Annotated in this window: 22 protein-coding genes and 1 tRNA gene; 14 read left to right on the forward strand and 9 right to left on the reverse strand. The window is 65.7% G+C overall.

The annotated features are described in order from the left end of the window. Positions 1-13: 13 nt before the first annotated feature. From GA0071312_RS14500 to GA0071312_RS14515, 4 genes are all read left to right on the forward strand, one after another. The gene (locus GA0071312_RS14500) at positions 14-1,165 is read left to right on the forward strand and encodes a flagellar basal body P-ring protein FlgI (RefSeq protein ID WP_108721877.1); all 1,152 of its coding nucleotides are present in this window, start codon (positions 14-16) and stop codon (positions 1,163-1,165) included. Beyond that, complete coding sequence (locus tag GA0071312_RS14505; RefSeq protein ID WP_074445540.1) at positions 1,165-1,500, forward strand: rod-binding protein; 336 nt, start codon at positions 1,165-1,167, stop codon at positions 1,498-1,500. Before GA0071312_RS14500 ends, GA0071312_RS14505 begins: the two co-directional genes overlap by 1 nt. A 4-nt stretch (positions 1,501-1,504) precedes the next feature. Further along, positions 1,505-1,987, forward strand: a complete 483-nt coding sequence (locus GA0071312_RS14510) for a hypothetical protein (RefSeq protein WP_074445541.1) — start codon at positions 1,505-1,507, stop codon at positions 1,985-1,987. Positions 1,988-2,260: 273 nt separating this feature from the next. Beyond that, the gene (locus GA0071312_RS14515) at positions 2,261-3,088 is read left to right on the forward strand and encodes an integrase core domain-containing protein (protein ID WP_165604044.1); all 828 of its coding nucleotides are present in this window, start codon (positions 2,261-2,263) and stop codon (positions 3,086-3,088) included. Between the two features lie 58 nt (positions 3,089-3,146). On the opposite strand, the gene GA0071312_RS14520 is transcribed toward GA0071312_RS14515, so the two are convergent. Both GA0071312_RS14520 and GA0071312_RS20510 read right to left on the reverse strand, forming a co-directional pair. Continuing rightward, entirely contained in the window at positions 3,147-4,037 is an 891-nt protein-coding gene (locus GA0071312_RS14520) for a S49 family peptidase (RefSeq protein WP_074445543.1), read from the reverse strand. Between the two features lie 3 nt (positions 4,038-4,040). Further along, on the reverse strand, positions 4,041-4,166 hold the full coding sequence (locus GA0071312_RS20510) for a hypothetical protein (protein ID WP_275262205.1): 126 nt from the start codon (positions 4,164-4,166) through the stop codon (positions 4,041-4,043). Positions 4,167-4,254: 88 nt separating this feature from the next. Here GA0071312_RS20510 and GA0071312_RS14525 point away from each other — a divergent pair, with 88 nt between their 5' ends. From GA0071312_RS14525 to coaA, 5 genes are all read left to right on the forward strand, one after another. Beyond that, positions 4,255-4,707, forward strand: coding sequence for a hypothetical protein (locus GA0071312_RS14525; protein ID WP_074445544.1), 453 nt, complete (start codon positions 4,255-4,257; stop codon positions 4,705-4,707). 130 nt (positions 4,708-4,837) lie between these two features. Further along, on the forward strand, positions 4,838-5,959 hold the full coding sequence (locus tag GA0071312_RS14530; RefSeq protein ID WP_074446215.1) for a polyamine ABC transporter substrate-binding protein: 1,122 nt from the start codon (positions 4,838-4,840) through the stop codon (positions 5,957-5,959). 168 nt (positions 5,960-6,127) lie between these two features. Then, complete coding sequence (gene hisF / locus GA0071312_RS14535; RefSeq protein WP_074445545.1) at positions 6,128-6,904, forward strand: imidazole glycerol phosphate synthase subunit HisF; 777 nt, start codon at positions 6,128-6,130, stop codon at positions 6,902-6,904. 10 nt (positions 6,905-6,914) lie between these two features. Beyond that, the gene (locus GA0071312_RS14540) at positions 6,915-7,238 is read left to right on the forward strand and encodes a phosphoribosyl-ATP diphosphatase (RefSeq protein ID WP_074446216.1); all 324 of its coding nucleotides are present in this window, start codon (positions 6,915-6,917) and stop codon (positions 7,236-7,238) included. Between the two features lie 14 nt (positions 7,239-7,252). Beyond that, on the forward strand, positions 7,253-8,236 hold the full coding sequence (gene coaA / locus GA0071312_RS14545; protein ID WP_074445546.1) for a type I pantothenate kinase: 984 nt from the start codon (positions 7,253-7,255) through the stop codon (positions 8,234-8,236). Between the two features lie 10 nt (positions 8,237-8,246). On the opposite strand, the gene GA0071312_RS14550 is transcribed toward coaA, so the two are convergent. The 6 genes from GA0071312_RS14550 to GA0071312_RS14575 form a co-directional block, all read right to left on the reverse strand. Next, complete coding sequence (locus GA0071312_RS14550) at positions 8,247-9,359, reverse strand: ABC transporter ATP-binding protein (RefSeq protein ID WP_074445547.1); 1,113 nt, start codon at positions 9,357-9,359, stop codon at positions 8,247-8,249. Then, positions 9,347-11,080, reverse strand: coding sequence for an ABC transporter permease (locus GA0071312_RS14555; RefSeq protein ID WP_074445548.1), 1,734 nt, complete (start codon positions 11,078-11,080; stop codon positions 9,347-9,349). The genes GA0071312_RS14550 and GA0071312_RS14555 overlap by 13 nt, the downstream gene beginning before the upstream one ends. 8 nt (positions 11,081-11,088) lie before the next feature. Beyond that, positions 11,089-12,093 (reverse strand): ABC transporter substrate-binding protein, encoded by a 1,005-nt coding sequence (locus GA0071312_RS14560; protein ID WP_083204592.1) that lies wholly within the window; start codon positions 12,091-12,093, stop codon positions 11,089-11,091. A 137-nt stretch (positions 12,094-12,230) separates the two neighbouring features. After that, positions 12,231-13,982: a hypothetical protein gene (locus tag GA0071312_RS14565; RefSeq protein WP_074445549.1), complete on the reverse strand. Its 1,752-nt coding sequence runs from the start codon at positions 13,980-13,982 to the stop codon at positions 12,231-12,233. Between the two features lie 45 nt (positions 13,983-14,027). Then, positions 14,028-16,142 carry a transglycosylase domain-containing protein gene (locus GA0071312_RS14570; RefSeq protein ID WP_074445550.1) on the reverse strand — a complete coding sequence of 705 codons (2,115 nt, stop codon included), beginning with the start codon at positions 16,140-16,142 and terminating at the stop codon, positions 14,028-14,030. 246 nt (positions 16,143-16,388) lie between these two features. Beyond that, positions 16,389-17,174, reverse strand: coding sequence for a phosphodiester glycosidase family protein (locus tag GA0071312_RS14575; protein ID WP_238947234.1), 786 nt, complete (start codon positions 17,172-17,174; stop codon positions 16,389-16,391). A gap of 239 nt (positions 17,175-17,413) precedes the next feature. On the opposite strand from GA0071312_RS14575, the gene GA0071312_RS14580 reads away from it, so the two are divergent. Beyond that, a tRNA-Phe gene (locus tag GA0071312_RS14580) sits at positions 17,414-17,489 on the forward strand. A gap of 139 nt (positions 17,490-17,628) precedes the next feature. Here the strand turns inward: GA0071312_RS14580 and GA0071312_RS14585 are convergent. After that, complete coding sequence (locus GA0071312_RS14585) at positions 17,629-18,384, reverse strand: class I SAM-dependent methyltransferase (RefSeq protein WP_074445551.1); 756 nt, start codon at positions 18,382-18,384, stop codon at positions 17,629-17,631. Between the two features lie 209 nt (positions 18,385-18,593). Between GA0071312_RS14585 and accD the strand changes: the two genes are divergently transcribed. From accD to GA0071312_RS14605, 4 genes are all read left to right on the forward strand, one after another. After that, positions 18,594-19,631 carry an acetyl-CoA carboxylase, carboxyltransferase subunit beta gene (gene accD / locus GA0071312_RS14590; RefSeq protein WP_083204593.1) on the forward strand — a complete coding sequence of 346 codons (1,038 nt, stop codon included), beginning with the start codon at positions 18,594-18,596 and terminating at the stop codon, positions 19,629-19,631. A 90-nt stretch (positions 19,632-19,721) separates the two neighbouring features. Continuing rightward, entirely contained in the window at positions 19,722-21,047 is a 1,326-nt protein-coding gene (locus tag GA0071312_RS14595) for a bifunctional folylpolyglutamate synthase/dihydrofolate synthase (RefSeq protein ID WP_074445552.1), read from the forward strand. A gap of 81 nt (positions 21,048-21,128) precedes the next feature. Next, a complete protein-coding gene (locus GA0071312_RS14600) occupies positions 21,129-22,061 on the forward strand; it encodes a histone deacetylase family protein (RefSeq protein ID WP_074446219.1) in 933 nt (310 codons plus the stop codon). Between the two features lie 122 nt (positions 22,062-22,183). Then, complete coding sequence (locus GA0071312_RS14605) at positions 22,184-22,831, forward strand: thioredoxin domain-containing protein (protein WP_074445553.1); 648 nt, start codon at positions 22,184-22,186, stop codon at positions 22,829-22,831. Positions 22,832-22,910: the final 79 nt, after the last annotated feature.

Raw genomic sequence — 22,910 nt, forward strand, 5'->3', positions numbered from 1 at the left:
CGAGAGTGCGATCATGAAGAAGACGATGCGAAAAGCCATCACGCTCATCTGCGCCCTGGCCTTCACGGCGGGCCCGTTGCTCGATGCCGCCACGGCACAGGCCGATGTCGCGCGCCCGACATCCAACATGTCCCGCATCAAGGACCTCGCCGAAGTCGAGGGCGTGCGCCAGAACCAGCTCGTCGGCTACGGACTCGTCGTTGGCCTTCAGGGTACCGGCGATTCGCTCAACAATTCGCCCTTCACCCGGCAATCCCTGACCGGCATGCTGGAACGCCTCGGGGTCAATACGCGCGGGGCGAATCTGCGTACCGCGAATGTCGCAGCGGTGATGGTCACGGCCAACCTCCCGGCCTTCTCTACCCAGGGCACGCGGCTCGACGTCACCGTCTCGGCGCTGGGCGATTCCAATTCGCTGGAAGGCGGCACGCTTCTGGTGACGCCGCTGATGGGCGCCGATGGCGAGGTCTATGCGGTCGCGCAGGGCTCGGTCGCCGTTGCCGGTTTCGGCTTCGAGGGGGATGCCGCGCGCATCCAGCGCGGGGTGCCGACGGTGGGGCGCATCTCCAATGGTGCGCTGATCGAGCGCGAGATCGAGTTCTCGCTGGCCGAGAAGCGCCATCTCCGGCTGGCCCTGCGCAACCCGGATTTCACCACCGCGCGCCGCATCGCCACCGCGATCAACGATTTCATCGGCGATGATGCTGCGGCACCGAGCGACCCCTCGACGGTGCATCTGCGTATTCCCGAAAGCTATGGCGGTAACATGATCGAGTTGCTCACCGAGATCGAGCAGCTGCGCGTCGAGCCGGATCAGCCGGCCAAGATCGTCGTCGACGAGCGATCCGGCATCATCGTCATGGGCCGCGACGTGCGCGTTTCCACCGTCGCCGTGGCGCAGGGCAATCTGACCGTGACGATCACGGAGGAGCCGCAGGTCGTACAGCCGCTGCCCTTCAGCGATGGCGAGACGGCGGTGGTGCCGCGTACCGCCATCGAGGTCTTCGGCGAGGACGGCCAGCTCGCCGTCGTACCGGAAGGCGTAACCCTGCGCGAACTCGTCGACGGGCTGAACGCGCTGGGGATCGGGCCGCGCGATCTGATCGCCATTCTCCAGGCGATCAAGGCCGCCGGCGCCCTCCAGGCCGATATCGAGGTGATGTGATGAGCGCACTTTCTCTGGAAGTCTCGATGGGCATGGCCCGCGCCTCACAGGCGCGGACGGATGCGCGCACAGAGGGCGCAAGCGAAGTTTCTAGCGCGCGGCGCGAAGCCCTGCGCGCCCAGGCTGACGATTTCGAGACCATGTTTCTCGAGCAGATGTTCGGCCAGGTCTTCAGTGCCAATGGTGACGAGGGGACCTTCGGCGAAGCCGGTCCCGGCTCCGACGTCTACCGCTCGATGCTGGTCTCCGAATATGCGGGAATGGTCAACAAGTCCGGCGGCATCGGCCTCTCGGACCAGATCTATTCCGAATTGCTGAAGATGCAGGAAGGGTGATGCCATGTGGGCCGATCAGCAAAACGCCGAAGGCGCCGCGATCCGGGTGACGGGCCCGACGGAGGCGCGCGGTCTGATCGAGGATATCAGCGCCACCATGGCGGCGCTCGAGAAGATCCTCACCGTCGAGACCGAGCATGTCCGCGTCGGACGTATCAGCGAAGGACTCGCGAACGAGAGCCGCAAGAGCGAGTTGACCAGCGCCTATCTGCGCGGGCTCGAAGCACTCAAGGCCAATGCCGTCGCGCTCGCCCGTTTCGCCCCCGCGCCGCTGGAAGAGCTGAGGGCGCGTCATGCTGCCTTCGCCCGCGCCATCGAAACAAACCAGATCGTCCTGGCCACCGCCCGCGCCGTTTCCGAGAATCTGGTCAAGGGCATCTCCAAAGAACTGTCCCGCGCACAAGCACCGCAAGGCTACGCTCCCGGCCGCGCCCGCAGCGCCTATGGCGGCAAGAGCGCCCCGCTGCTCGTCTCAAGGGAATTCTGAGCGCCGGAAAGGCGCATCCATCATGAAGACCGCGCCAGAACTCCCCTCTTCCGCCGTGGAGAGGGATTGGGGGTGAGGGGCGTATCAGAAATGGGCGCGGCGGCGATCGTGGATTTGCGCGGGGACCATCCGTTCCGGGGTCCGCGCAAGCTGAAGGCGCATCTGGAGCGCACGCGCACAGACGTGTCGTGGCCTGCGGCGAGCGGCATCGGGGACCTGCTCAAACGGCGCGGCCTAGTCTGTGAACGACCTCGTCGCCAACAAGGCCGGCCCGTGACGCAGCCTTTCTCGCAGGCGCGCGGGCCCAACGACGTGTGGTGCGCCGATTTCAAGGGCTGGTTTCGCACGCGTAACGGGATCCGCTGCGATCCGCTGACGATCAGCGATGCGCGCAGCCGGTATCTGTTGTGTTGCGACATTGTTGCGCCGACCGGCAAGGGTGTTGCGCCGGTCTTCGAGCGGGCTTTCCGGGAGTATGGCCTGCCGATGGCGTTGCGCACGGATAATGACCCGCCCTTCGCCACGCAGGGTGCGGCGGGCTTGACCCGTCTGGCGGTGAGCTTTGTGAAGCTCGGCATCCGGCTGGAGCGGATTGATCCCGGCAAGCCGCAGCAGAACCGGCGTCACGAGCGGGTGCACCGCACCCTCAAGCAGGAGACCTCGGTTCCGGCTGCCGCAACGCCGCAGCAGCAACAGGCGCGCTTCGACCGCTTCCGTGAGATCTACAACACGGTGCACCCGCACGACGCGCTGGGCCAGAGGCCGCCCGCCGCGCATTACGCGCCCGAAACACGCCCCTATCCCGATCGCATTCCCGAGCCCTGGTACAGCGCCGATCATGCCGTGCGCAGGCTGCGCCCGAACGGCGAGATCAAATGGCGTGGCAATCTTATCTTCGTCAGCGAGGCCGTGGCAGGAGAGCCTTTCGGTATCGCGGAAACCGAAAACGGCGACTGGATCGTGCGCTTCTGCGATCTCGATCTCGGCATCATCGGCCGCAAGACCGAAAAACTCCACCGCTTTGCGGCACCCTGGCCGGGGTGCGGCAAAGCCGGACCCGATAAAAACAGAGAAAACTGTACCCATGTTCCCGGTCCATAATGTTACCCATGTCGCCGGTTGCACAAGGGGAGATGCCCCCCAAAACGTCTCGTCGCGGCTACAAGCCCAGCCGCGACCACAGGGCGCGTTCTTCGAGCGTCGCGAGCGCCTCGCGCGGATCGATCAGGCTGCGCATTTCGCCGGCGCCAGGGGGCTGGCGCATGAATTGCGCGATCAGTCCGGGGCGCTGCGCCTGAATCGGGCGCAGCCGCAGCTTCTTGCCGAAACGCGCGCGCAGGACGCTGCGCATGTCGCCGATCTCGTCGATCAGCCCGAGCGCTTTCGCGTCCTCCCCCGCCCAGAAGGCGCCCGAGAAGAGCTCGTGATCGAGATCCTGCGGCAGCCTGGCGCCCCGGCGGTCGCGCACGAGCTGCTTGAAGGCGTCGAAGACGCGCTCCTGCAATTTGCGCAGCCGCGCGACATCTTCCGCCTTCTCCGGCTGGAACGGGTCGAGGATCGCCTTGGCTTCACCCGTGGTGTAAAGCCGGCGCTCGATACCGTAGCGGCTGATCAGTTCGTGGAAACCGAAGCCTGAGGAAACCACGCCGATGGAACCCACGATCGAGGAGGCATCGGCAAAGATTTCATCAGCGGCGCAGGCAATCAGATAACCGCCTGAGGCTGCGGCATCCTCGCAGAAGGCGAAGACCGGGATCTTCTTCTCGTCGGCCAGGGCCCGGATGCGGGTGTGGATCAGTTGCGACTGGACCGGCGAGCCGCCGGGCGAGTTGATCGCGATCGCTACCGCCGAGGCGCGCGGGTAGCTGAAGGCGCGCTCCAGCAATGGCGCCACGCTCGCCAGCGACAAACCCGGACGCAGCCCGACCGATATGCCGATCGCCCCGTTCAGCCGCACCACCGGAATCGTGGGTTTGCGACCGACGACCGCTCCGGGAAGGATGGCCGCGATACGATCCGTCAGACTCGACAAATTCCGCTCCTCTCGCATGTTTCAAGGCGTCACCGCGCGAAACGCCTTCCGGAAGTAGTGGCAACCGGGGCTTTCGGCAAGCACGCCAGCAAGCGCCAAAGCCGCGCAGTCCGGCTTTTCCGCCTGAATGCCGGATGAACGCAGCATGTCGGGCCGGTTCAGTCGCGACGCTCTACAAAGGAGGCCATCAGATCCGGCACGGCCAATGGCGTGCCGCGCCACGGGAGACAGCACAATGCGCAAGATCACGCTCGGTTTCGCCGCCATCGCCATCGCCATCGCGACGCTGACTTTCGGCGCCGACACTGCGAGGGCGCTCGATTTCTCGATCACCTTCGGTACGGGTCAGCCGCCGATCGTGCGCCACAACGACCATCGCGAGGCCCTGCCGGTGACTCCGTATACGCATCGCCCGGTCGTGCCGCATCGCCAGGCCACGCCACAGCGCAAAGCTGCACCGCATCGCCAAACTGCACCGCAACGCAAAGCCGCCCCGCCGCCGCGCTACGATGACCGCTCGCACTGGCGCGATCAGCGTTCGCACTGGCGCGACCAGAACCGCTACGACCGGCGCGACCGGCGCTGGCGCGATGACCGCCGCAGCCGCAGCCAGTCCTGCACGGTGCGCACCGAGCGCTACTGGGACGGACGCGGCTGGGTGACGGATCGTCGCCGCGTCTGCCGTTGAGCCCGGTTTCGGACCGCTCGACGCGATATGGTGCTTGCGGGCGCGGGGATGAGTTTCTACCCTGCGTCCGCCTGTCGTCTGGATGGCAGATCACCCCGTCCCCCCCTACGAGCACCGGAGCTGGCCCGCGATGCTGCGCACCCTTCTCACCACCACAATCGCCTGCACGGCGCTTGCCCTGCCCCTGACCCTCGCGATCAGCGCAAGCGACGCCGCGCGGGCGCAGGATGCGGTCGTGAATGTCTATAACTGGTCGGATTACGTCGATCCCGCCACGCTTGAAGCCTTCACGGAAGAAACGGGCATCCGCGTGGTCTATGATACGTATGACACCAACGAGATCGTCGAGACCCGCCTGCTCGCCGGGCGTTCCGGTTACGACATCGTCGTGCCGACGGGCCCCTATATCGAGCGGTTGATCCAGGCCGGCGCATTGGCCACGCTCGATCAGGACCAGCTTTCCAATCTCGACAATGTCTGGCCCGAAATCGCCGAGCGCACCGCGATCTATGATCCCGGCAACGCGCATTCGGTGATCTACATGTGGGGCACCACCGGTATCGGCGTGAATCGCGACATGGTTCGCGAACGCCTCGGCGAGGATGCGCCGCTCGATACGTGGTCGCTCGTCTTCGATCCCGAGATCGCTGCGCAGCTGTCCGATTGCGGCATCTATATCGTCGATGCCGCTGACGACATGTTCCCCTCCGCGCTCAACTATCTCGGCCTGCCGCACGATTCGCGCGATCCCGGCGAGATCGACCAAGCTGCGGAACTGCTCTCGCAGATGAGCCAGAATGTGCGCCGCTTCCACGCTTCAGAATACATCAACGCCCTCGCCAATGGCGATATCTGCGTCGCGGTAGGCTATTCCGGCGACATCCTGCAGGCGCGTGACCGGGCCGAGGAAGCCGGCTCGGGAATCGATATCGCCTATTTCGTGCCGCGTGAAGGCGCGGTGATGTGGTTCGATTCCTTCGCCATCCCCGCCGATGCCCCCAATCCGGAAAACGCCCATGCCTTCATCGATTTCATGCTGCGCCCCGAGATCGCGGCGGCGAACGTCAACTACGTCGCCTATGCGTCCGGCGTGCTGCCGGCCAAGCCGATGATCGACGAGGCGATCCTGAACGATCCCGGGATCTACCCCGATGACGAGACCATGGACGGCCTGCTGATTACAACGGCTCATGATGCGCGCACGCAGCGCCTGATCACCCGCGCCTGGACACGGATCAAGACGGGGCGCTGATCCGCGCGGGCCGACCCGTTGACCGCCGGCTGCCCCGATGGCCGCCGGCGGACGCGGTAGCGCGCCGCAATCCCAATCCCGTCTGGCGAATTGTTCCTTGACGCACCCTCGGGAAGTTGCGCAAGGATGTTGCCGGGATACCGCATTGCGAAAAGGACCCTTGCGGCCATGCTGAAGACCCGTCTGATTCCCTGCCTCGACGTCAAGGACGGTCGTGTCGTCAAGGGCGTTCAATTCGTGGATCTGCGCGATGCCGGCGATCCGGTGGAATGCGCCATGGCCTATGACGCCGCCGGGGCAGATGAATTGTGCTTCCTCGACATCACCGCGAGCCACGAAGATCGCGGCATCCTGCTCGATGTCGTCAGCCGCACGGCTGCAGCCTGCTTCATGCCGCTCACCGTGGGCGGGGGTGTGCGCAGTATCGAGGATATCCGCGCGCTGCTGCTGGCGGGGGCCGACAAGGTCTCGATCATGACGGCGGCGGTGAAGGACCGCGATTTCGTGCGCCGCGCCGCCGAGAAATTCGGCGTGCAATGCATCGTCGTCGCCATCGACGCCAAGCGTGTCTCCGCGCCCGGTGAACCGCCCCGCTGGGAAATCTTTACCCATGGCGGGCGCAATCCCACCGGGATCGATGCGATCACCTATGCCCGCGAGGTCGCCGATCTCGGCGCCGGCGAGCTGCTCGTCACCTCGATGGATCGCGACGGCACCAAATCCGGCTACGATCTGGAACTGATGCGCACGATCTGCGATTCCGTCTCTGTGCCGGTCGTTGCCTCGGGCGGCGTCGGCACGCTCGATCATCTGGTCGAGGGCGTGCGCGATGGTGGCGCCAATGCGGTCCTCGCCGCCTCGATCTTCCATTTCGGCGAATACTCGATCGGCGAGGCCAAGCGCGCCATGGCCGATTCCGGCCTGCCGGTGCGGCTTGATGTCTGAGGAGGCAAATGTGAGCGGTTTCACCCTCGCCGATCTCGCCGTGATCGTCACTGCGCGCGCCGAAGCCTCGCCCGAGGAATCCTACACCGCCCGGCTCGCCGCCGATCCCGCCCGCGCGGCGAAGAAATTCGGCGAGGAGGCGGTGGAAGCGGTGATTGCAGCGGTGGAGAATGATCCGAAAGCACTGATCGCCGAAAGCGCCGATGTGCTCTATCATCTGATGGCATTGCTGGCGGCACGCGATGTGTCGCTTGATGCGGTGATGGCGGAGTTGGAGCGGCGCACGGCGCAATCGGGCCTCGCCGAGAAAGCCTCGCGCGGCCCAGCCGCCTGAACGGAAGCAGCGCCATGAACGTCAACCTGGCCCGGGAAATCGGCGAACGCAGTGACGACGCGGCCCTCTCGCCCTATCGCACCTTCACGCGCGAGGAATGGGCGGGATTGCGCGCCGATCAGCCGATGACGCTCTCGGGCGATGAGGTCATGCAGCTGCAATCGCTCAACGATCCGATCTCGCTCGAGGAAGTCATCGCGATCTATCTGCCGCTCTCGCGCCTGCTCTCGCTTTATGTTGCGGCGACGCAGGGGCTGTTTCGCGCCACGCAACGCTTCCTGATGGCCGAGAACGAGCGCAAATCCCCCTATATCATCGGCGTCGCCGGCTCCGTCGCCGTCGGCAAGTCGACCACGGCGCGCGTGCTCAAGGCGCTGCTGGCGCGCTGGCCGAATACGCCCAAGGTCGATCTCCTCACGACCGACGGTTTTCTTCTGCCCAATGCCGAGCTGCAACGCCAGGGGCTGATGGAGCGCAAGGGCTTTCCCGAGAGCTATGATACCGGCAAGCTCCTGCGCTTCCTCAACGCCATCAAGGCCGGACGCGCCGCCGTCAAGGCACCACTTTACTCGCATCTGGTCTACGATGTCGTGCCCGGCGAGGAGGTCGTGATCGACCGGCCCGACATCCTCATCGTCGAAGGCCTCAACGTGCTCCAGCCGGCACGCATGCCGCGCGACGGCAAGGCGATTCCGTTCGTTTCGGATTTCTTCGATTTCTCGATCTTCCTCGATGCCGACGAGGCGGATCTGCATCGCTGGTATATCGATCGCTTCCTGCGGCTGCGCCACACGGCCTTCCGCGACCCGAAATCCTATTTCCACAAATATGCGGAACTCGAAGAGGCAGAGGCCGTCGCCATAGCGGATGGATTGTGGAGCCGGATCAACCTCGTCAACCTGCATGAAAACGTGCTCCCCACCCGTCAGCGCGCGAGCCTGATCCTGCGCAAGGGCGAAAGCCACCGCATCGAGGAAGTGGCCCTGCGGCGTCTGTGAGCCACCCCCCCTACTCCGCCGCCTGCGCCTGCGGGATTGCAATCGCCCCGTTTTCCGCCTTTGGCAGGATCCAGCCGTCACCGACCGTGACATGCACCAATGCCCCCACAGCGGGAACGGCCCCGCGTGCGCGCAGCACAAGCTGGGCCTGCGGCGCTGCTTCCGGTGCGATCCGCACCAGCCGTGAAGCGCCCTCGAAGCGCACGTCGCGGATATGCGCCGGCACGCCCGCCGGCGCCGCTTCCGGCTCGGCGATGGCGAGTGCATCCGGGCGCAGACAGGCCGTCGCCGCCCCGCTGGCCGTGCGCGCATCACAGCGCAGGAGGGTCTCGCAACCGTAGAGCCGCACCCGCGCCCACCCCGAGACGGGCGGCGCCAGCACCTCCACGGGCACGAGCTGCCCCTGCCCGATGAAGCGCGCCACCATGGCATCGCAGGGGGCATCGTAGAGCCGTACCGGCGTATCCACCTGCCGCAAGCGCCCCTGATCCATCACCGCGATTCGGTCGGCCAGCGCCATCGCCTCGGCCTGATCATGCGTGACGTAAATCATCGTCGCGCCGCTCGCCGCATGGAAGGCGCGGAACGCGTCGATCATGGTCTCGCGCAGATGCGCATCGAGATTGGCCAGCGGCTCGTCGAGCAGAACGAGGCGCGGGCGCATGGCGAGGCAGCGCGCAAGCGCAACACGCTGACGCTGACCGCCCGACAGGTTCTGCACCTTGCGTTCGGCGAAACCGGGCAGCCCGACAATGTCCAGCGCCTCCTCGACGCGCCTGCGCCGCTCCGCCCGGGCGACCTTGCGCACGCGCAGGGCGTAATCGACATTGCCGGCCACATCGAGATGCGGCCACAGGGCATAGGATTGAAACACCATGCCGACCCGCCGATCCTCCGGTTCGAGCTGGCGCCCCGGGCGCGCGACCACATCGTCGTCAAAACGGATCTCACCGCCATCGAGGGCGTCGAACCCCGCGAGCAGGCGCAAAAGCGTGGTCTTGCCACAACCCGAGGGGCCGAGCAGCGCCTGGCAGCTGCCATCGGCGATATCGAGCGACACGTCATCGACGATGCGCCGCCCCGCAGCGATGCGGGTGACGTTGCGCAGGCTCACATGCGCCATGGCAAAACTCCTTCCGGCAGACGTCGCCCCAGGGCCGTCACGGTGAGGGCGAGCCCGAGTATGATCGCGAGCACCCAGACCGATACTGCAGCGGCAGCGGTCGAATTCCCCTCGTCATACAGGCTGAAGATCACGACGCCCACCGTCTCCGAGCCCCGCGACCAGAGCAGCGCCGAGACGGTCAGCTCGGAGAACGCGCCAAGAAAGACCAGGATCGCACCCGCTCCGAGCGCCGGGGCGAGCAGCGGCAGAATGATCGTGCGCAGCCGGCGGACGGGCCGCGCCCCCGCCATCTGCGCGGCTTCCTCGCCAGCCCGATCGATCTGTGCCATGGCGGCGACGACCGGGCGCAGCGCAAGCGCAAGGAAACGCGCAAGATAGGCGAAGAGCAGGATCCAGATGGTATTGTAGAGGCTGATCCCGAGAATCGGCAAAGGAGGCAGCAGCACGAGAATCACCGCGATCGAAAGAACAATACCCGGCAGGACATAGGGCGCATCCGCCGCGACGTTCAACCATTGCGCCACGCGCGAACGCCGCGCCACCATCAGCCAGGCCAGTGGCGCACAGATGCAGATGGTGATCACCGCAGCAGTGCCGGCGAGGAAGAGACTGTTGACGAAGGCGCGCTGCGCGCTGCCCAGCCCCGTCACCACATAGATCAGATTATCGAAGGTCAGCGTCTGCCAGGTCAGGCGCATCCCCACAGACGGCACCAGCGCCGAGGCGGCGAGCGAGACCAGCGGCATCACGGCAATCAGCAGCATCAGCGCCCAGACGGCCATTGTCACAGGCCAGAACCAGCGCCCCAGGGCGAAACCGCCGTGCATCGCGCCGACCCGGTCCACGGCGGCAGCATGGCGGCGCAGGATCAGCGTCTGGGCCGCGATGCCGATCACCGCCATCCCGGCGAGAATAAGGGCGAGCGAGGCAACTTCCGGCAGGGCGCCCGGGCCGAATCCCGACAGCCGCTGATAGATCAGCGTGGAGAGCATCGGATAACGCCCCGGTATGCCGAGCAGGGCCGGAACACCGAAATTCCCGATCGCCGAGACGAAGGCGAGCGCCGCGCCGGCGGTCATCGCGGGCAACATCAGCGGCAGGATCACCCGCATCAATGCACCCATCGGACGTGAGCCCGCAGCGCGCGCCGCATCGATCAGATCGGCAGGCAGCGAACGCAGCGCCGCGCGCACCGCGAGGAAGACCATGGGTGCGTGTTCGAGCCCCATCACCAGAACGATCCCATCGCGCCCCAATAACGGATTACGCTCCGGACGAACCGCTTCGAGCCCCGGTATCAGCCAGAGGGGGCTCTGGGGTCCGATCATCGCGAGCCAGGCCAATGCCGAGATCTGCGGGGGGATCAGAAGCGGCAGGAGCAGCAGAAAGACGAGTAGCGCCTTGTAGCGCAGATCCGTCAGCGCCACGATCAGCGCCGTGGCGGCGCCGAGCAGGACGGAGACGATGGTGGCGAGAAAGCTCGCCTCGAGCGTGTTCCAGGTCGCACGCCGGGCTGCGCGCCCCGACCAGACCTCACCGATGAAGGCAATGCCCTCCGCCGCGCCATCGGCGAAGACGGTAGCGAGCAGGCGGGCGAGCGGCCAGATGCAGAGCACCACGACATAGAGGCCGAGCGCCGACAGAATCAGCGTCTCGGCCCCCATGACGGGAAAGCGGCGCCGGAGCGCGCCCGGATGATCCCGCTGCGCGACCGACATCTGTTGGATCAGCCGCCGAACAGGTCAGCGAAGCGGCGCTTGATCTCCTCGGTCTGCTCCATCAGCAGGGCCGGGTCGATCGTGATGACGTTCACCGCATCCATGGCCGGAAACACATCCGGGGGCGCGATCCCCTCACGCAGAGGCAGGTAGCCCTGCTCGACATGGAAACGCTGACCTTCTTCGGAGAGCTGCCAGTCGACGAAGGCCTGCGCAGCCTCGACATTGTTCGCAGTAGAAAGGATGGCGACCGGCTCGGTGACCGCCGTCACGCCCTCGTCGGGGAAGATGAAATCGACCGGCGAACCATCGGCTTTCGCGTTGAGCGGCATGAAATCGACAATCACGCCGTAATCCATTTCACCGCGTGCGACCGCATCGAGCACGCCACCATTGCCACGCCCGGCCACGGCACCGCCATCAGCCAGCGCTTCGTAGAAGTCCCAACCGAAACCATCGAGATTGGTTACGGTGCCGACATGGATCAGGGCAGCGCCGGAATAGAGCGGGCTCGGCATCATCAGACGCCCGGCAATGGCTTCATCCGCGAGATCCGCCCAAGAGGTGACGGGCTCTGCCACGTTGTCGGTATTGACCATGAAGCCGGTGGTGATCAGCTTCGTGGAGAAGAATGTCATGTCGGAATCGTGCAGGGCGGCATCAGTACCCGCGATCGGGGCATCCGCATAAGCCATGAGGCGCTCATCAGCCTTGAGCTGGCTCATCACCACGGTATCGGCGATCAGCAGCACGTCCGGCTGCGGCGCGTCAGCGGCGAACTCCGCCTGCAGGCGGTTGATCACCTCGGTCGTCCCGGAGCGGAAATATTCCACATTAACGTCGGGATAGGTCTCGTTGAACCGCGCGACGAGTTCGTCCATCTGCTCGGTCGGAGTCGAGGTGTAGATCACCAGATCGCCGCTCTGAGCATGAGCGGAGCCGGCAGAAAACATGAAACCGAGCGTCGCGGCGATCATCGCGGCGCGCTTGAAGGTCACGCGGTCATTCGTCATAAGGTCACTCCCCGGTGCTTGTTTGCCTCCGCACGCATTAACGCCACCATGTTACCCGCTTGTGACAATCACAAGAAATTCCGCAAGGGAAAGATGACGCCGCCCGATGCACGGGCGCCTGGCAAGCGCAGGTGTGCTCACGGACGGATTTCGGCCTTTTCAGCCACCGGACGGGCCGAGCGCAGGAATTCGAGCGCCTGCAGCACCAGGCTTGCGGGGCGCTCGGACGTCGCTTCGAGACGAACCGAACCCTCATCCTCGAGCATGACGAAGACGCCTTCGAGCTGTCCCAGCGCAAGTTGCAGCGTCATGGCCTCCATACCACCGCCACCACCGGCCGGTGCCTCGGCGGCCACCGCATCGGCAACCCATTCGCGCAGGCTGCGGCCCGTCCCTGCCTCGACCAGGGCGCCGAGCCCTTCGTCGATCATCGCGAAGGTGAGCCGGCGCGCGGTCGATTCGAAAATCAGCGGCAACAAGGCTGCCATGCGCCCGCCGCGCAACGAGGCGCGCAGATTGTCAGGCAGATCGACGTCTGCAGCATTGCGCAGCGTAAGCAGACCCGGCGCGTCCAGCCAAAGATCGAGATCCACGCCATAACCCGGCGCGAGCCGCGCGTGCAGGCGCCCTTCACCGAACAGCCTGTCGGCAGAGGTGCTCGCTGTCGCGGCGACCTGAATCGCCGCTGCCTCGAGCGGGGTCCCGGCAAGGATCTGTGGCGCGGCCTCGGCGGCACCGACATGGCCAGCCAGCGTGACGACGCCATCGCGTTCGACCGCGACGGACAAGGCGCCCTCCCCGATCAACATATCCACCGGTGCCGGCGGGGCTGAATTCGCGCCAACGCCGCGCCGACCGCTGACCTGCATGACAAAATCGCTGAGATCGACATCAATACGCCCCTCGCCGGCGGGCTGCGTGGCGAAATGAGCCGGTTCCTGCTCCAGATGCGCCAGAAGGCGGCGCGGTGACAGGGCCTCGAGCGAACCGGACACGGCACCCTCGAAGCGCGCAAGAGAAAACGAAGCCTCGCCGGCGAAGACAGCCTCGCCGCGCGTCGCACCACCCAGTATCCGCTCCACGAAAAGACGCCTTGCGCCGGCGCCGGTCGTGACCGGCGCCTCTGCCTCGGCTTCCGAATCCTCGGGCACGACTTCCCCGGTATCCCCCTCCGGCGCGTCATCCGCGCTTTCTTCCCCGCTTTCTTGCGCACGATCGCGCGGATCATCGGGGAAACGCACATGCAAACCCTCGACCAGAAGGCCTTCGGTCTGCATCATTGCCTTGAAGGCCGGGCCGGGGCGATCCTCGCGCACGATCTCTCGGGTATCGAGGCGCAGATCCAGCGCCGTGACGAAACCGGCATCCGCAGGATAGATCCGCGATTCGGCCTCTGCCGTCAGAAAATCGCCGAGATGACCGATCGTCTCATGTGCGAGCACGATCGTCTCCGCACGCGCCTCTCCAGCCAGATTGCTCAGCGTCACGTCGGTGAGCACGATGGCGCCATCGAGCATGAAGAGGCGCGCGGCGAGGATGCGCGTCTCGCGCTGCGCTACCGCGAGTGCCACGCCCTCGAGGCTGAATTGCGGAGCACCTGCGGCAAAGCCTTCCGGCAGGAAGGCGTCCTGCAGCATCGGCAGAGCCGTCTCGGCACCGGGACGAACCGCCTCCCAGGCTGCGGCGGAGAAGACCGGATGCAACCCTTCGAGCGCAGCGCGGATATCCGCTTCGGCAAGGCCGTCATCCTCCTCGACCAGTAAAGGAAGGTCCTGCGTGAGGATGTCCGGGCTCACTGCCTGGGCAAGGGCCAACGAGGAGACGTGACCGGAAGCCAGCGGGATGCCGGCACTCAGCATTGCGAAAAGCGCTGCACGCGTCGCGATCATCGACGATATTCCTGATTTTGCTGCGTCAAGCGGTTCAAATCCAATTCAGCGCACCGAAAATGGCCGGTTGTCATTCCCGGCGGAATAGCGCGGATCCGGCTCGATCGGCTGCACCGGTTGAATCGGGATGATCGGCTTTGGCGGGAAAAGCGGCGGATTGAGCTCTTCATCGCTCAGCCCCATCGCGCGCAATTCGGTGACGATTCGTGCAGCCACGGGCGCAGCAAAGCCGCCGCCGGTCGGACGACGCCCATCGAGATTGGGCAGCGTGCGATCATCGTCGCGACCGATCCAGATCGCGAAGGCGAGGTCGCCGGTGCGCCCGACGAACCAGGTATCGCGATGATCCTGCGACGTGCCCGTCTTGCCGACGACCCCCTTGGGGCCATCCCGGAAGGCGCCGGCGGCGGTGCCGCGCACAACCACGCCCGCCATCATCGATTCGAGTTCCTGCAAGGCCGAGCGGGAGGCGAGATCACTGGTGCGCGGGTCGAGCAGCGCCATTGCCATCGCCATGGCTGCCGGTGTCGTCTCGACCGCGCCGATCGCGGTTGAGAGATTGCTCAGGCGCGGCTCGCCGTAACTGTAGAGCTGCGAGTCCTCGAGGAAGGGGCGGATGCGCTCCATCCCGACGAAATCGGCGATCCGCACGGCTATGACGTTGAGGCTGCGCTCGAAGGCGGTAAAGAACGGCACGAGACCCAGCGTCTCGCGTCCGTAATTGCGCGGCGTCCACCAGCCGTCGCCATCGCGGAAGGTCAGCGGCTCATCCGAGATATAACCTTCCGCGTTGTAGCCGTATTCGAGTGCGGCCAGCCAGATCAGGGTCTTGATCGAGGAGCCCGGCTGGCGCATGGCGCGGGTGCGGTCGAACTGGCTCGCCCAGGTGGCGAAACCGCCCACGGAGGCTATGGTCTCGTTGGTCGCCGTGTCGATCACGACTGCGGCGCCCTGCACGTTCGGGCGCCCCATGATGCTGCCATCGGGCTTGAGCACATAAACGCCGCGCGGGCGCAGCCAGTTCGGCCAGCTTTCGATCTCGGGAACTTCACCCAGCGCGGGGCGATCCTCGATCAGCAGATCGTCGCCATTGACCACGACGCGCCAGGCGCCCTCGGGCATGAAGGAAACAGCCTCACGGGCAGCGCGCCAGATCCCGGTCTGATCGTTCTCCGCAAGCGCTTCTGCGGGCACGAAGCCGAGCGGCTGATGCGGGACCTGACCATTGAGCCGCATCAGTTGCTCGGCCAGAACCTCCTGCACCATGACCTGCGCATCATGCCGGATGGTGCTGACATAGCCCCCGCGCTCGGCGAGAGCGGCCAGATTCTCGCCGACGATGAAGCGGCGCGCCTCCGACAGGGCCCAGAAATCAGCGTCCGGGATGGCGATGCTGGAGCGCACGGGGCGCGGCCCCGGCGAGACCTCCAGCGGCTCCGCCATGGCATCGGCGGCCTCTTCGGAGGTAATGAAGCCGACCTGCTCCATACGGCGGATCACATGGTCGCGCCGCGCCACAGCGCGCTCGCGATTGCGCAGCGGATCGAGCGCCGAGGGTGCCTGAAGGACGCCGGCGAGGAAGGCATATTCGGAAAGCGAGAGCTGGTCCCATTCCTTGTCGAACCAGTTTTGCGCAGCGCGCGCGGCGCCATCCGAACGACGCCCGAAGAACACGGCGTTGGCGTAGGATTCGAGGATCTCTTCCTTCTCGGCCAGCGTCTCTGTCACGACGGCGGAATAGGCTTCCTCGATCTTGCGATCGATGGTCTGGCGCGCACCCGTGATGACGTTCTTGGCGAGCTGCTGACTCAGTGTCGAACCGCCGCCGGCGAATTGCCCCCGCGCCAGACCGGTCGCCGCGCGCGTCACACCGACCGGATCGACACCCATATGCTGCTCGAAATGCGTATCCTCCACCGCAATGAGCGCCCTGATGAAGGTTTCCGGTAGATCTTCGAAGGTCACTGTGGGGTTATCGACCCCGAGCCGGCCCATTTCCTCGCCGCCCGCATAGAAAGCCGGGGCCGAGGCGCTCGCCCCGGCACGCTCGCTCTGGCCGAGCACGATGGCGTGTTCGGGCTCCACAAAACCGACGGGACCTGCCACGAGCGGCGCGGACAGTGCCACGAGCGCACCAAAGACTGCAAAAGCATCCGACATCGCCGAACGGCCCTCCCCTCAGGCCAGAGACAGGTTGGTTGCGCGCAAGCCCTGCCCAACGCACCGGCGATTGGTTAAACCGATCTCGCCTGATTGCAAGCACAAGAGCATCGCATGAGTTCCACGAAATACGAAATCAAGCATGAATGATTGATGGACGATGGCGCTGGAACGAGGCTTTCGCGACACACGAAACCGTGAGCGTTGCATGGAGGCCACGCCATCACGGCGAAACCGTGGCCGTCATCACCTTTGGCGTGGATAGGCCGCGATGATCGGCCCCATCGGGCGGATCGCATCCGAGCGCCCGAGCGCCGGAGCATGCAGGCTCGACATGGTTCCGTCGAGATAAAGCGCATTGCGGCAGCCGAGCCCGTCACGGAACAGTCGCGCGAAATGGTGGAAATTCACCGGCTGCTCCGAGATCGCAAAGGATATGGCGCCGCTATCGCCGACACAAACCCCGTTGCGCCGGCGCAGCGAGGTCGAGTCCCGGATGAAGCGCGGATGAAGCGCGCCGTCGATGACCAGCATCGGGCCCGATTGCGTGGCGAGATCGGGCGCGATGCCGCGCGCGAGGAAATGCTCGGTCGTTGCGACGCCCGCCGTGTCGCCCGTCATGTAGAAGACTCCGTTGGGAAGCATGTGGAAATTGCCGGGCCCGGGGCGGGTGTTGATCGCCTTGATCTGTTCGCCCTCCTCCACATGCAGGCCGACCGGCGAGAGATCGGCGTGATACATGCCCGCATTCATGGCAAAGACCAGCGGAGCTCCCTCCCGCTCCTGCGGCAGGCGCGAAAATCCCGCATAGGCGCGGCCTTGCGCGTCGCTGGTGTAGAGGACAATGTCATGCGTGGCCGGGTCGATGGTGCAGACAGTGAAGCGCGCATCATCGAAAAGCCGCGCCGCACAGGGTCCGTCCTGCGCCGACGCCGGCATCGATATGATCACCAGCCCGACCCATATCGCGACGATCGCCGCGATCCGGCGCAGCATCATGCCCGCCCCGTCCCGCGATAGCTGAACGTACATGCTCTGCATCCCCCGACACGGCCCGCGCGGGCCGATTCGCCTTCGCGTCAGCATGAGCATGCTCGCGTTACGTCAGGCAAGAGCCACAAACGAAAGTGCGCCGGAAGAAAGCGCAGGCAAGAGCGAACGCTGCCGGGATACGCAGCCGGCATGATTTTTCCCCAGCCGCGCAAGAAAGCAGTTTACAGCGCGCGCAGGCGTGCTTATACCCCCCACCGATGGCGGCTGATGCCCCGTTCGCCCAGGTAGCTCAGTTGGTAGAGCATGCGACTGAAAATCGCAGTGTCGGCGGTTCGATTCCGTCCCTGGGCACCATTCATTTTATCGTGCTCATGAAGAACGGCGCACCATCCTGCAGCCGCGTCGCAACGCATGTCCGCCCCGGCGATCTCGCGCACAAGGCCGGACGAAGCGCCGGCGCAGGTCGTCGATGATCGGGCGATCGGGGATCGCATCACGCGGCGGTCTTGCGCGCGATATAGAAGCCGTAACCGAAATAGCGCGCATAACGGTCATGCAGGGCGATCTCCTCGCGTTGCGCACGGATCACATCCTGCGCTCCCGCATCGGCCCCGTGCCTGTCGAGGAAGGCCTCGAAGCCCTGTGCAAGGGGTCGAAAATAATTCTCCCGCCAGCAGGCTTCCGGGAGCGCGTGATAGCCGATCGGCGTGTAGCCGTGCTTTTCAAGGAGTGCGATCTTGGCGCCGGCGCGACCGACCTCCGGATATTCCCTGCTCCAGTACGCTTCGATTTCGGCGGGCCTGTCCGCCGTGAACCAGGTCAGCTCGGAGACGGCGAGCACTCCTCCCGGCTTCAGGAAACGGCGCCAGGCCCGGATCCCGTTCTCGAAGCCCATATTGTAGATCGCGCCCTCGGACCAGATCGCATCGAGCGAATCCGCCGCGAACGGCAGATCGTCCATCGACGCGGCCAGCGTCGTGATGCGCCCGGACAGACCGGCCCGTGCGGCCCGGCCCTCCAGCGCTGCGAGGAAACCGGGAAGGGCGTCCACGGCGGTTACGTCGGCATCGAGATCCTGCGCGAGGATCAGCGCCGAAGCCCCTGTTCCGCAACCGATATCCGCAATCCGCAATCCGGTCTGTGCCACCAGTCCGGCGAGGGCTATGGCGAAGCGGGTTTCGTCGTCGCCACCTGGCCCCTGCCTTGTATTGCCCGCGTGCAGATCCGTCAGGAGCGCCAGTTCGTCCATTGCGGTTCTCCATGGGTCCGACCCCGTCCATGCCGGCCCGGAACATCAAACGGTGCGCCGAGGCACGCGACATTGAAAGAATCGACAGTAGCCGTTGCCCCGCCCCCGATCACCCCCATATCGGATTTGGCATTCACGCGCGGATGCTTTATGCAACGCGCGCTGGTCGGGTAACCAGCCCACACGAGAGCATCCGGGGCCTTTGCAGCATGAACTGGATTTCAGACGTCGTCCGTCCGCGCATCAAGACGCTTTTCAAGCGCGAGACGCCGGAGAATCTCTGGGTGAAATGCCCGGATACCGGGCAGATGGTCTTCCACAAGGAAGTCGAGGCGAATCTGTGGGTGATACCCGGCTCGAACCATCACCTGCGTCTCAACGCAGCTGATCGGCTGAAGATCACCTTCGACGGCCGGTTCGAGGACATCCCCCTGCGCAGCGTCGCCGCCGATCCCTTGAAATTCCGCGACGAGAAACGCTATGCCGACCGTCTGCGCGACGCGCGCGCCAAGACGGGGATGCAGGATGCGGTCAAGGTCGCCGTCGGGAATGTCGACGGGACGCTGATGACGGTTGCGGTCCAGGATTTCGCCTTCATGGGCGGTTCGCTCGGCATGGCCGCCGGTGAGGCGATCGTCACCGCCGCCGATACGGCGCGCGAACGCGGCACGCCCTTCGTGCTCTTTGTGGCCTCCGGCGGCGCGCGCATGCAGGAAGGCATCCTCTCGCTGATGCAGATGCCGCGCACGACGGTGGCGCTGCGGCGCCTGCGCGAGGCGCGCCTGCCCTATATCGTCGTGCTCACCAATCCCACCACCGGCGGCGTCACCGCCTCTTATGCCATGCTAGGCGATGTGCATATTGCCGAGCCCGGCGCGCTGATCGGCTTTGCCGGCCCCCGTGTGATCGAGCAGACCATCCGCGAGAAGCTGCCGGAAGGCTTCCAGCGCGCCGAGTATCTCAAGGATCACGGCATGGTCGACATGGTGGTGCCGCGCACGGAGCTGAAGGCGACGATCGCCAATCTCGCGCGCATCTTCATGAAGCAGCCGGCACCCGATGCCGGAGCCTCTTCTGGCAACCCGCCAAAGGTCGAGAACAAGCCTGCCGCGACATCGGATGGCGGGACCGGCGCGGGCACCTCCGCCAAGACCTCCCCACCACACGACAGCGCGAAATCCGCTCCCGCCAACCCGCCTGCCCCGGCCGCAGAAGCAGCGGCGGAGGCGGGCGAGAAGCCGCAGTGACGCCTTCACGCGCCTGCGGCGCCTGAGACGCAACGCGCGGCACGGACACTGCTGAGACCAACGCCATTCCCCCGAGTGGAGCGAGCCACGATGGAATCCTCAGACGCGCTGATCGCGCGCTTCCTCGCCCTGCATCCCAAATCCATCGATCTGTCGCTGGGCCGCGTCGAGCGGCTGCTCGCGGCTCTGGGCCATCCCGAACACCGCCTGCCGCCGGTGATTCACGTTGCCGGCACCAACGGCAAGGGCTCGACCATCGCCTTCATGCGCGCCATGCTGGAAGCGGCCGGCCTCGTGGTGCATGTCTATACCTCACCGCATCTGGTGCGGTTTCACGAGCGCATCCGGCTCGGCCAGCCCGGCGGCGGGCGCTTCGTCGACGAGGAGCGTCTGGTGGGGGCGCTGCGCATCTGCGACCAGGTGAATGCCGGGGCGCCGATCACCGTGTTCGAGATCACGACAGTCGCCGCGATCCATCTCTTCGCGGAGGCCCCGGCGGATGTGCTGCTGCTGGAAGTGGGCCTCGGCGGGCGCTTCGACGCGACCAATGTCGTCGCCGATCCCGCCTGCGCGGTGATCACGCCGATCGGCCTCGACCATGCCGAATATCTGGGCGACACGGTGGAGAAGATCGCCTTCGAGAAGGCGGGAATCATCAAGCCGGGGCGTCCCACGGTCATTGCCCGCCAGGATTACGCGGCGGCGGAGAGCGTCCTGCATGACGTGGCCGAACAGCGCGGCGCATCGCCGATCCTGATCGGCGGCCAGGATTTCTCCACCCATGAGGAAAACGGACGCGTCATCTACCAGGATGAAGACCTCCTGCTCGATCTGCCACTGCCGCGCCTCGTCGGCGCGCATCAGATCAGCAATGCGGGCACCGCCATCGCCGCCCTGCGCGCGGCCGGATTTCATCGTCTTTCGCCAAATGGTTTCGAGACCGGCATCCGCGCCGCCGAGTGGCCGGGTCGGCTACAGCGCCTCACCCGAGGCGTCCTGCCCGGCCTCGCCCCGGAAGGTGCCGAACTCTGGCTCGATGGCGGACACAACCCCGATGGCGGACGCGCGCTTTCCGCCGCAATGGCGGATCTCTCCGAGCGCTCCGAAGCACCGCTGGTGCTGATCGCCGGGATGCTCGGCACCAAGGACGGCGAGGGCTTCCTGCGCAATTTCGCCGGGCTCGCGCGCGAGTTGATCGCCGTGCCCGTACCGGGGCAGGTTGCGGGCCGTCCGGCCATGGAAGTCGCCTCGATCGCCGCCCGCGCCGGGCTGGTCGCCTCGACTGCGGCGGGTGTCGAGAGCGCCATTGCCGGTCTGCGCGATACGCCCTGGGAGACACCGCCGCGGGTGCTGATCTGCGGCTCGCTCTACCTTGCCGGCGCCGTGCTCGCCTCGAACGGGACCCTGCCCGAGTAAGCTTCATCCGCCCTGTGGCATATCCGGGTATGGACAGACGGGCCGTTGCGCGCCAGCATGGCGGTCCATGAAGAAAGCGCCATGACAACACTCCTCCTCACCCATCCCGCTGCCCTCGATCACGAGACACCGACCGGCCATCCCGAATGCGCTGATCGGATCAAGGCCGTCGAGGCCGCGCTCGAGGACGAGCGCTTTGCCATGCTCGCCCGGGAAGCGGCGCCCGTGGCCGATATCGAGGCGGTGGCGCTGGCGCATCATCGCGGCTATGTGGAGGCGTTGCTCGAAGCTTCGCCTGAATCGGGGCTGGTACAGATCGATTCCGACACGATCCTCTCTCCCGGCACCATGGAAGCGGCCTTGCGCGGCGCAGGCGCGGCGACGCTGGCGGTCGACGAGGTCATGACAGGCAAGGTACGCAACGCCTTCAGCGCCATGCGCCCGCCCGGTCACCATGCCGAGCACAGGGTGGCGATGGGATTCTGCTTCTTCAACCACGCCGCCATCGCCGCGCGCTGGGCGCGCCATCATCATGGCGCGGAGCGCGTCGCGATCATGGATTGGGACGTGCATCACGGCAACGGCACGCAGGACATCTTCTGGGACGATCCCGACGTGCTCTACATCTCGACCCACGAGATGCCGCTCTTCCCCGGCACGGGTGACCCGAACGAGCGCGGCGCGCATGACAACATCCTCAACATCGCGCTCTCACCCGGCGATGGCAGCGACACGTTCCGCGAGGTGATGACCACTGCCGTCGTGCCCCGTATCACCGATTTCGCGCCTGATCTCCTCATCATCTCCGCCGGTTTCGACGCGCATTGGCGCGATCCACTGGGCAGCGTCAACCTGACGGAGGCCGATTTCGCCTATGCCACGCGGGCGCTGATGCGGGTGGCCGAGCGCTCCTGCGCGGGCCGCGTCGTCTCGCTTCTGGAAGGCGGCTACGATCTGGTCGGCCTTGCCAAATCAGTCGCCGCGCATGTCGAGACGCTGATGGATCCGGCCTGATCATCACGAGGCCGCGAGCGGCGGCCGACGAGGCTTGCCCGCTGCAGCTTCCGGGGCGAAAAGCTTGATCAGATTCGGCTTCGTCCGGAATCCAGTCCAAGCCATCGGAGCGTGTTTCGATCATGCCGTTCTCATCGCGTCTGCAACTCTCCCGCCGCGACCTGCTCACCGGCCTCGTCACCCTGCCCGCCGCCACCGTGATCGGCCTGCCTGCGCAGGCCCGCGATGCGCGCCGGGTACCCTACGAACTCGTCGAGGATGCGTTGGCGCTTCCGGGGGCGGCCTATGTCGGTGCGGAGCACCCCGATGTGATCATGATCGAATTCTTCGACTACAACTGCCCCTTCTGCCACCAATCGGCGCAGGATATGGGCCAGTTGCTCGATATCGACGAACATCTCGGCTATGTCCTCGTCAACTATGCCATCCTCGGCGAGCCCTCGGTGGAAGCGACGCGGATCGCCCTCGCCTTCCAGGGCCTCTACGGCAACGATCATTACCGCGATTTCCATCTCGGCCTCCATGCGCGCCGGGGCGTGAAGAACGGCCAGCGCGCGCTCGATGTCGCCATGGAGCTGGGTGCCGACGGGCATGAACTCGTCGAATTCGCCGATTCCGATCTCGTCACCATGGCCATGGAAGCGGCCATCAGTGCCGGCAACAACCTCAACATCAACGCCACCCCCTCCTTCGCCATCGGCCCGTGGATCTATGACGGCCAGGTGCCGCTTGAAGGCAAGCTGCGCATCATCGACGCGCTGCGGGCGTGAGGCGCAGCTTCTGGATAACTCCCGAAACCGGGTTCCCCGGCGGCGCGCGTAGCGTAGCCAAGACGTTCGGCATTACGGG

This window comes from Saliniramus fredricksonii, assembly GCF_900094735.1.
Lineage (GTDB): Bacteria > Pseudomonadota > Alphaproteobacteria > Rhizobiales > Beijerinckiaceae > Saliniramus > Saliniramus fredricksonii.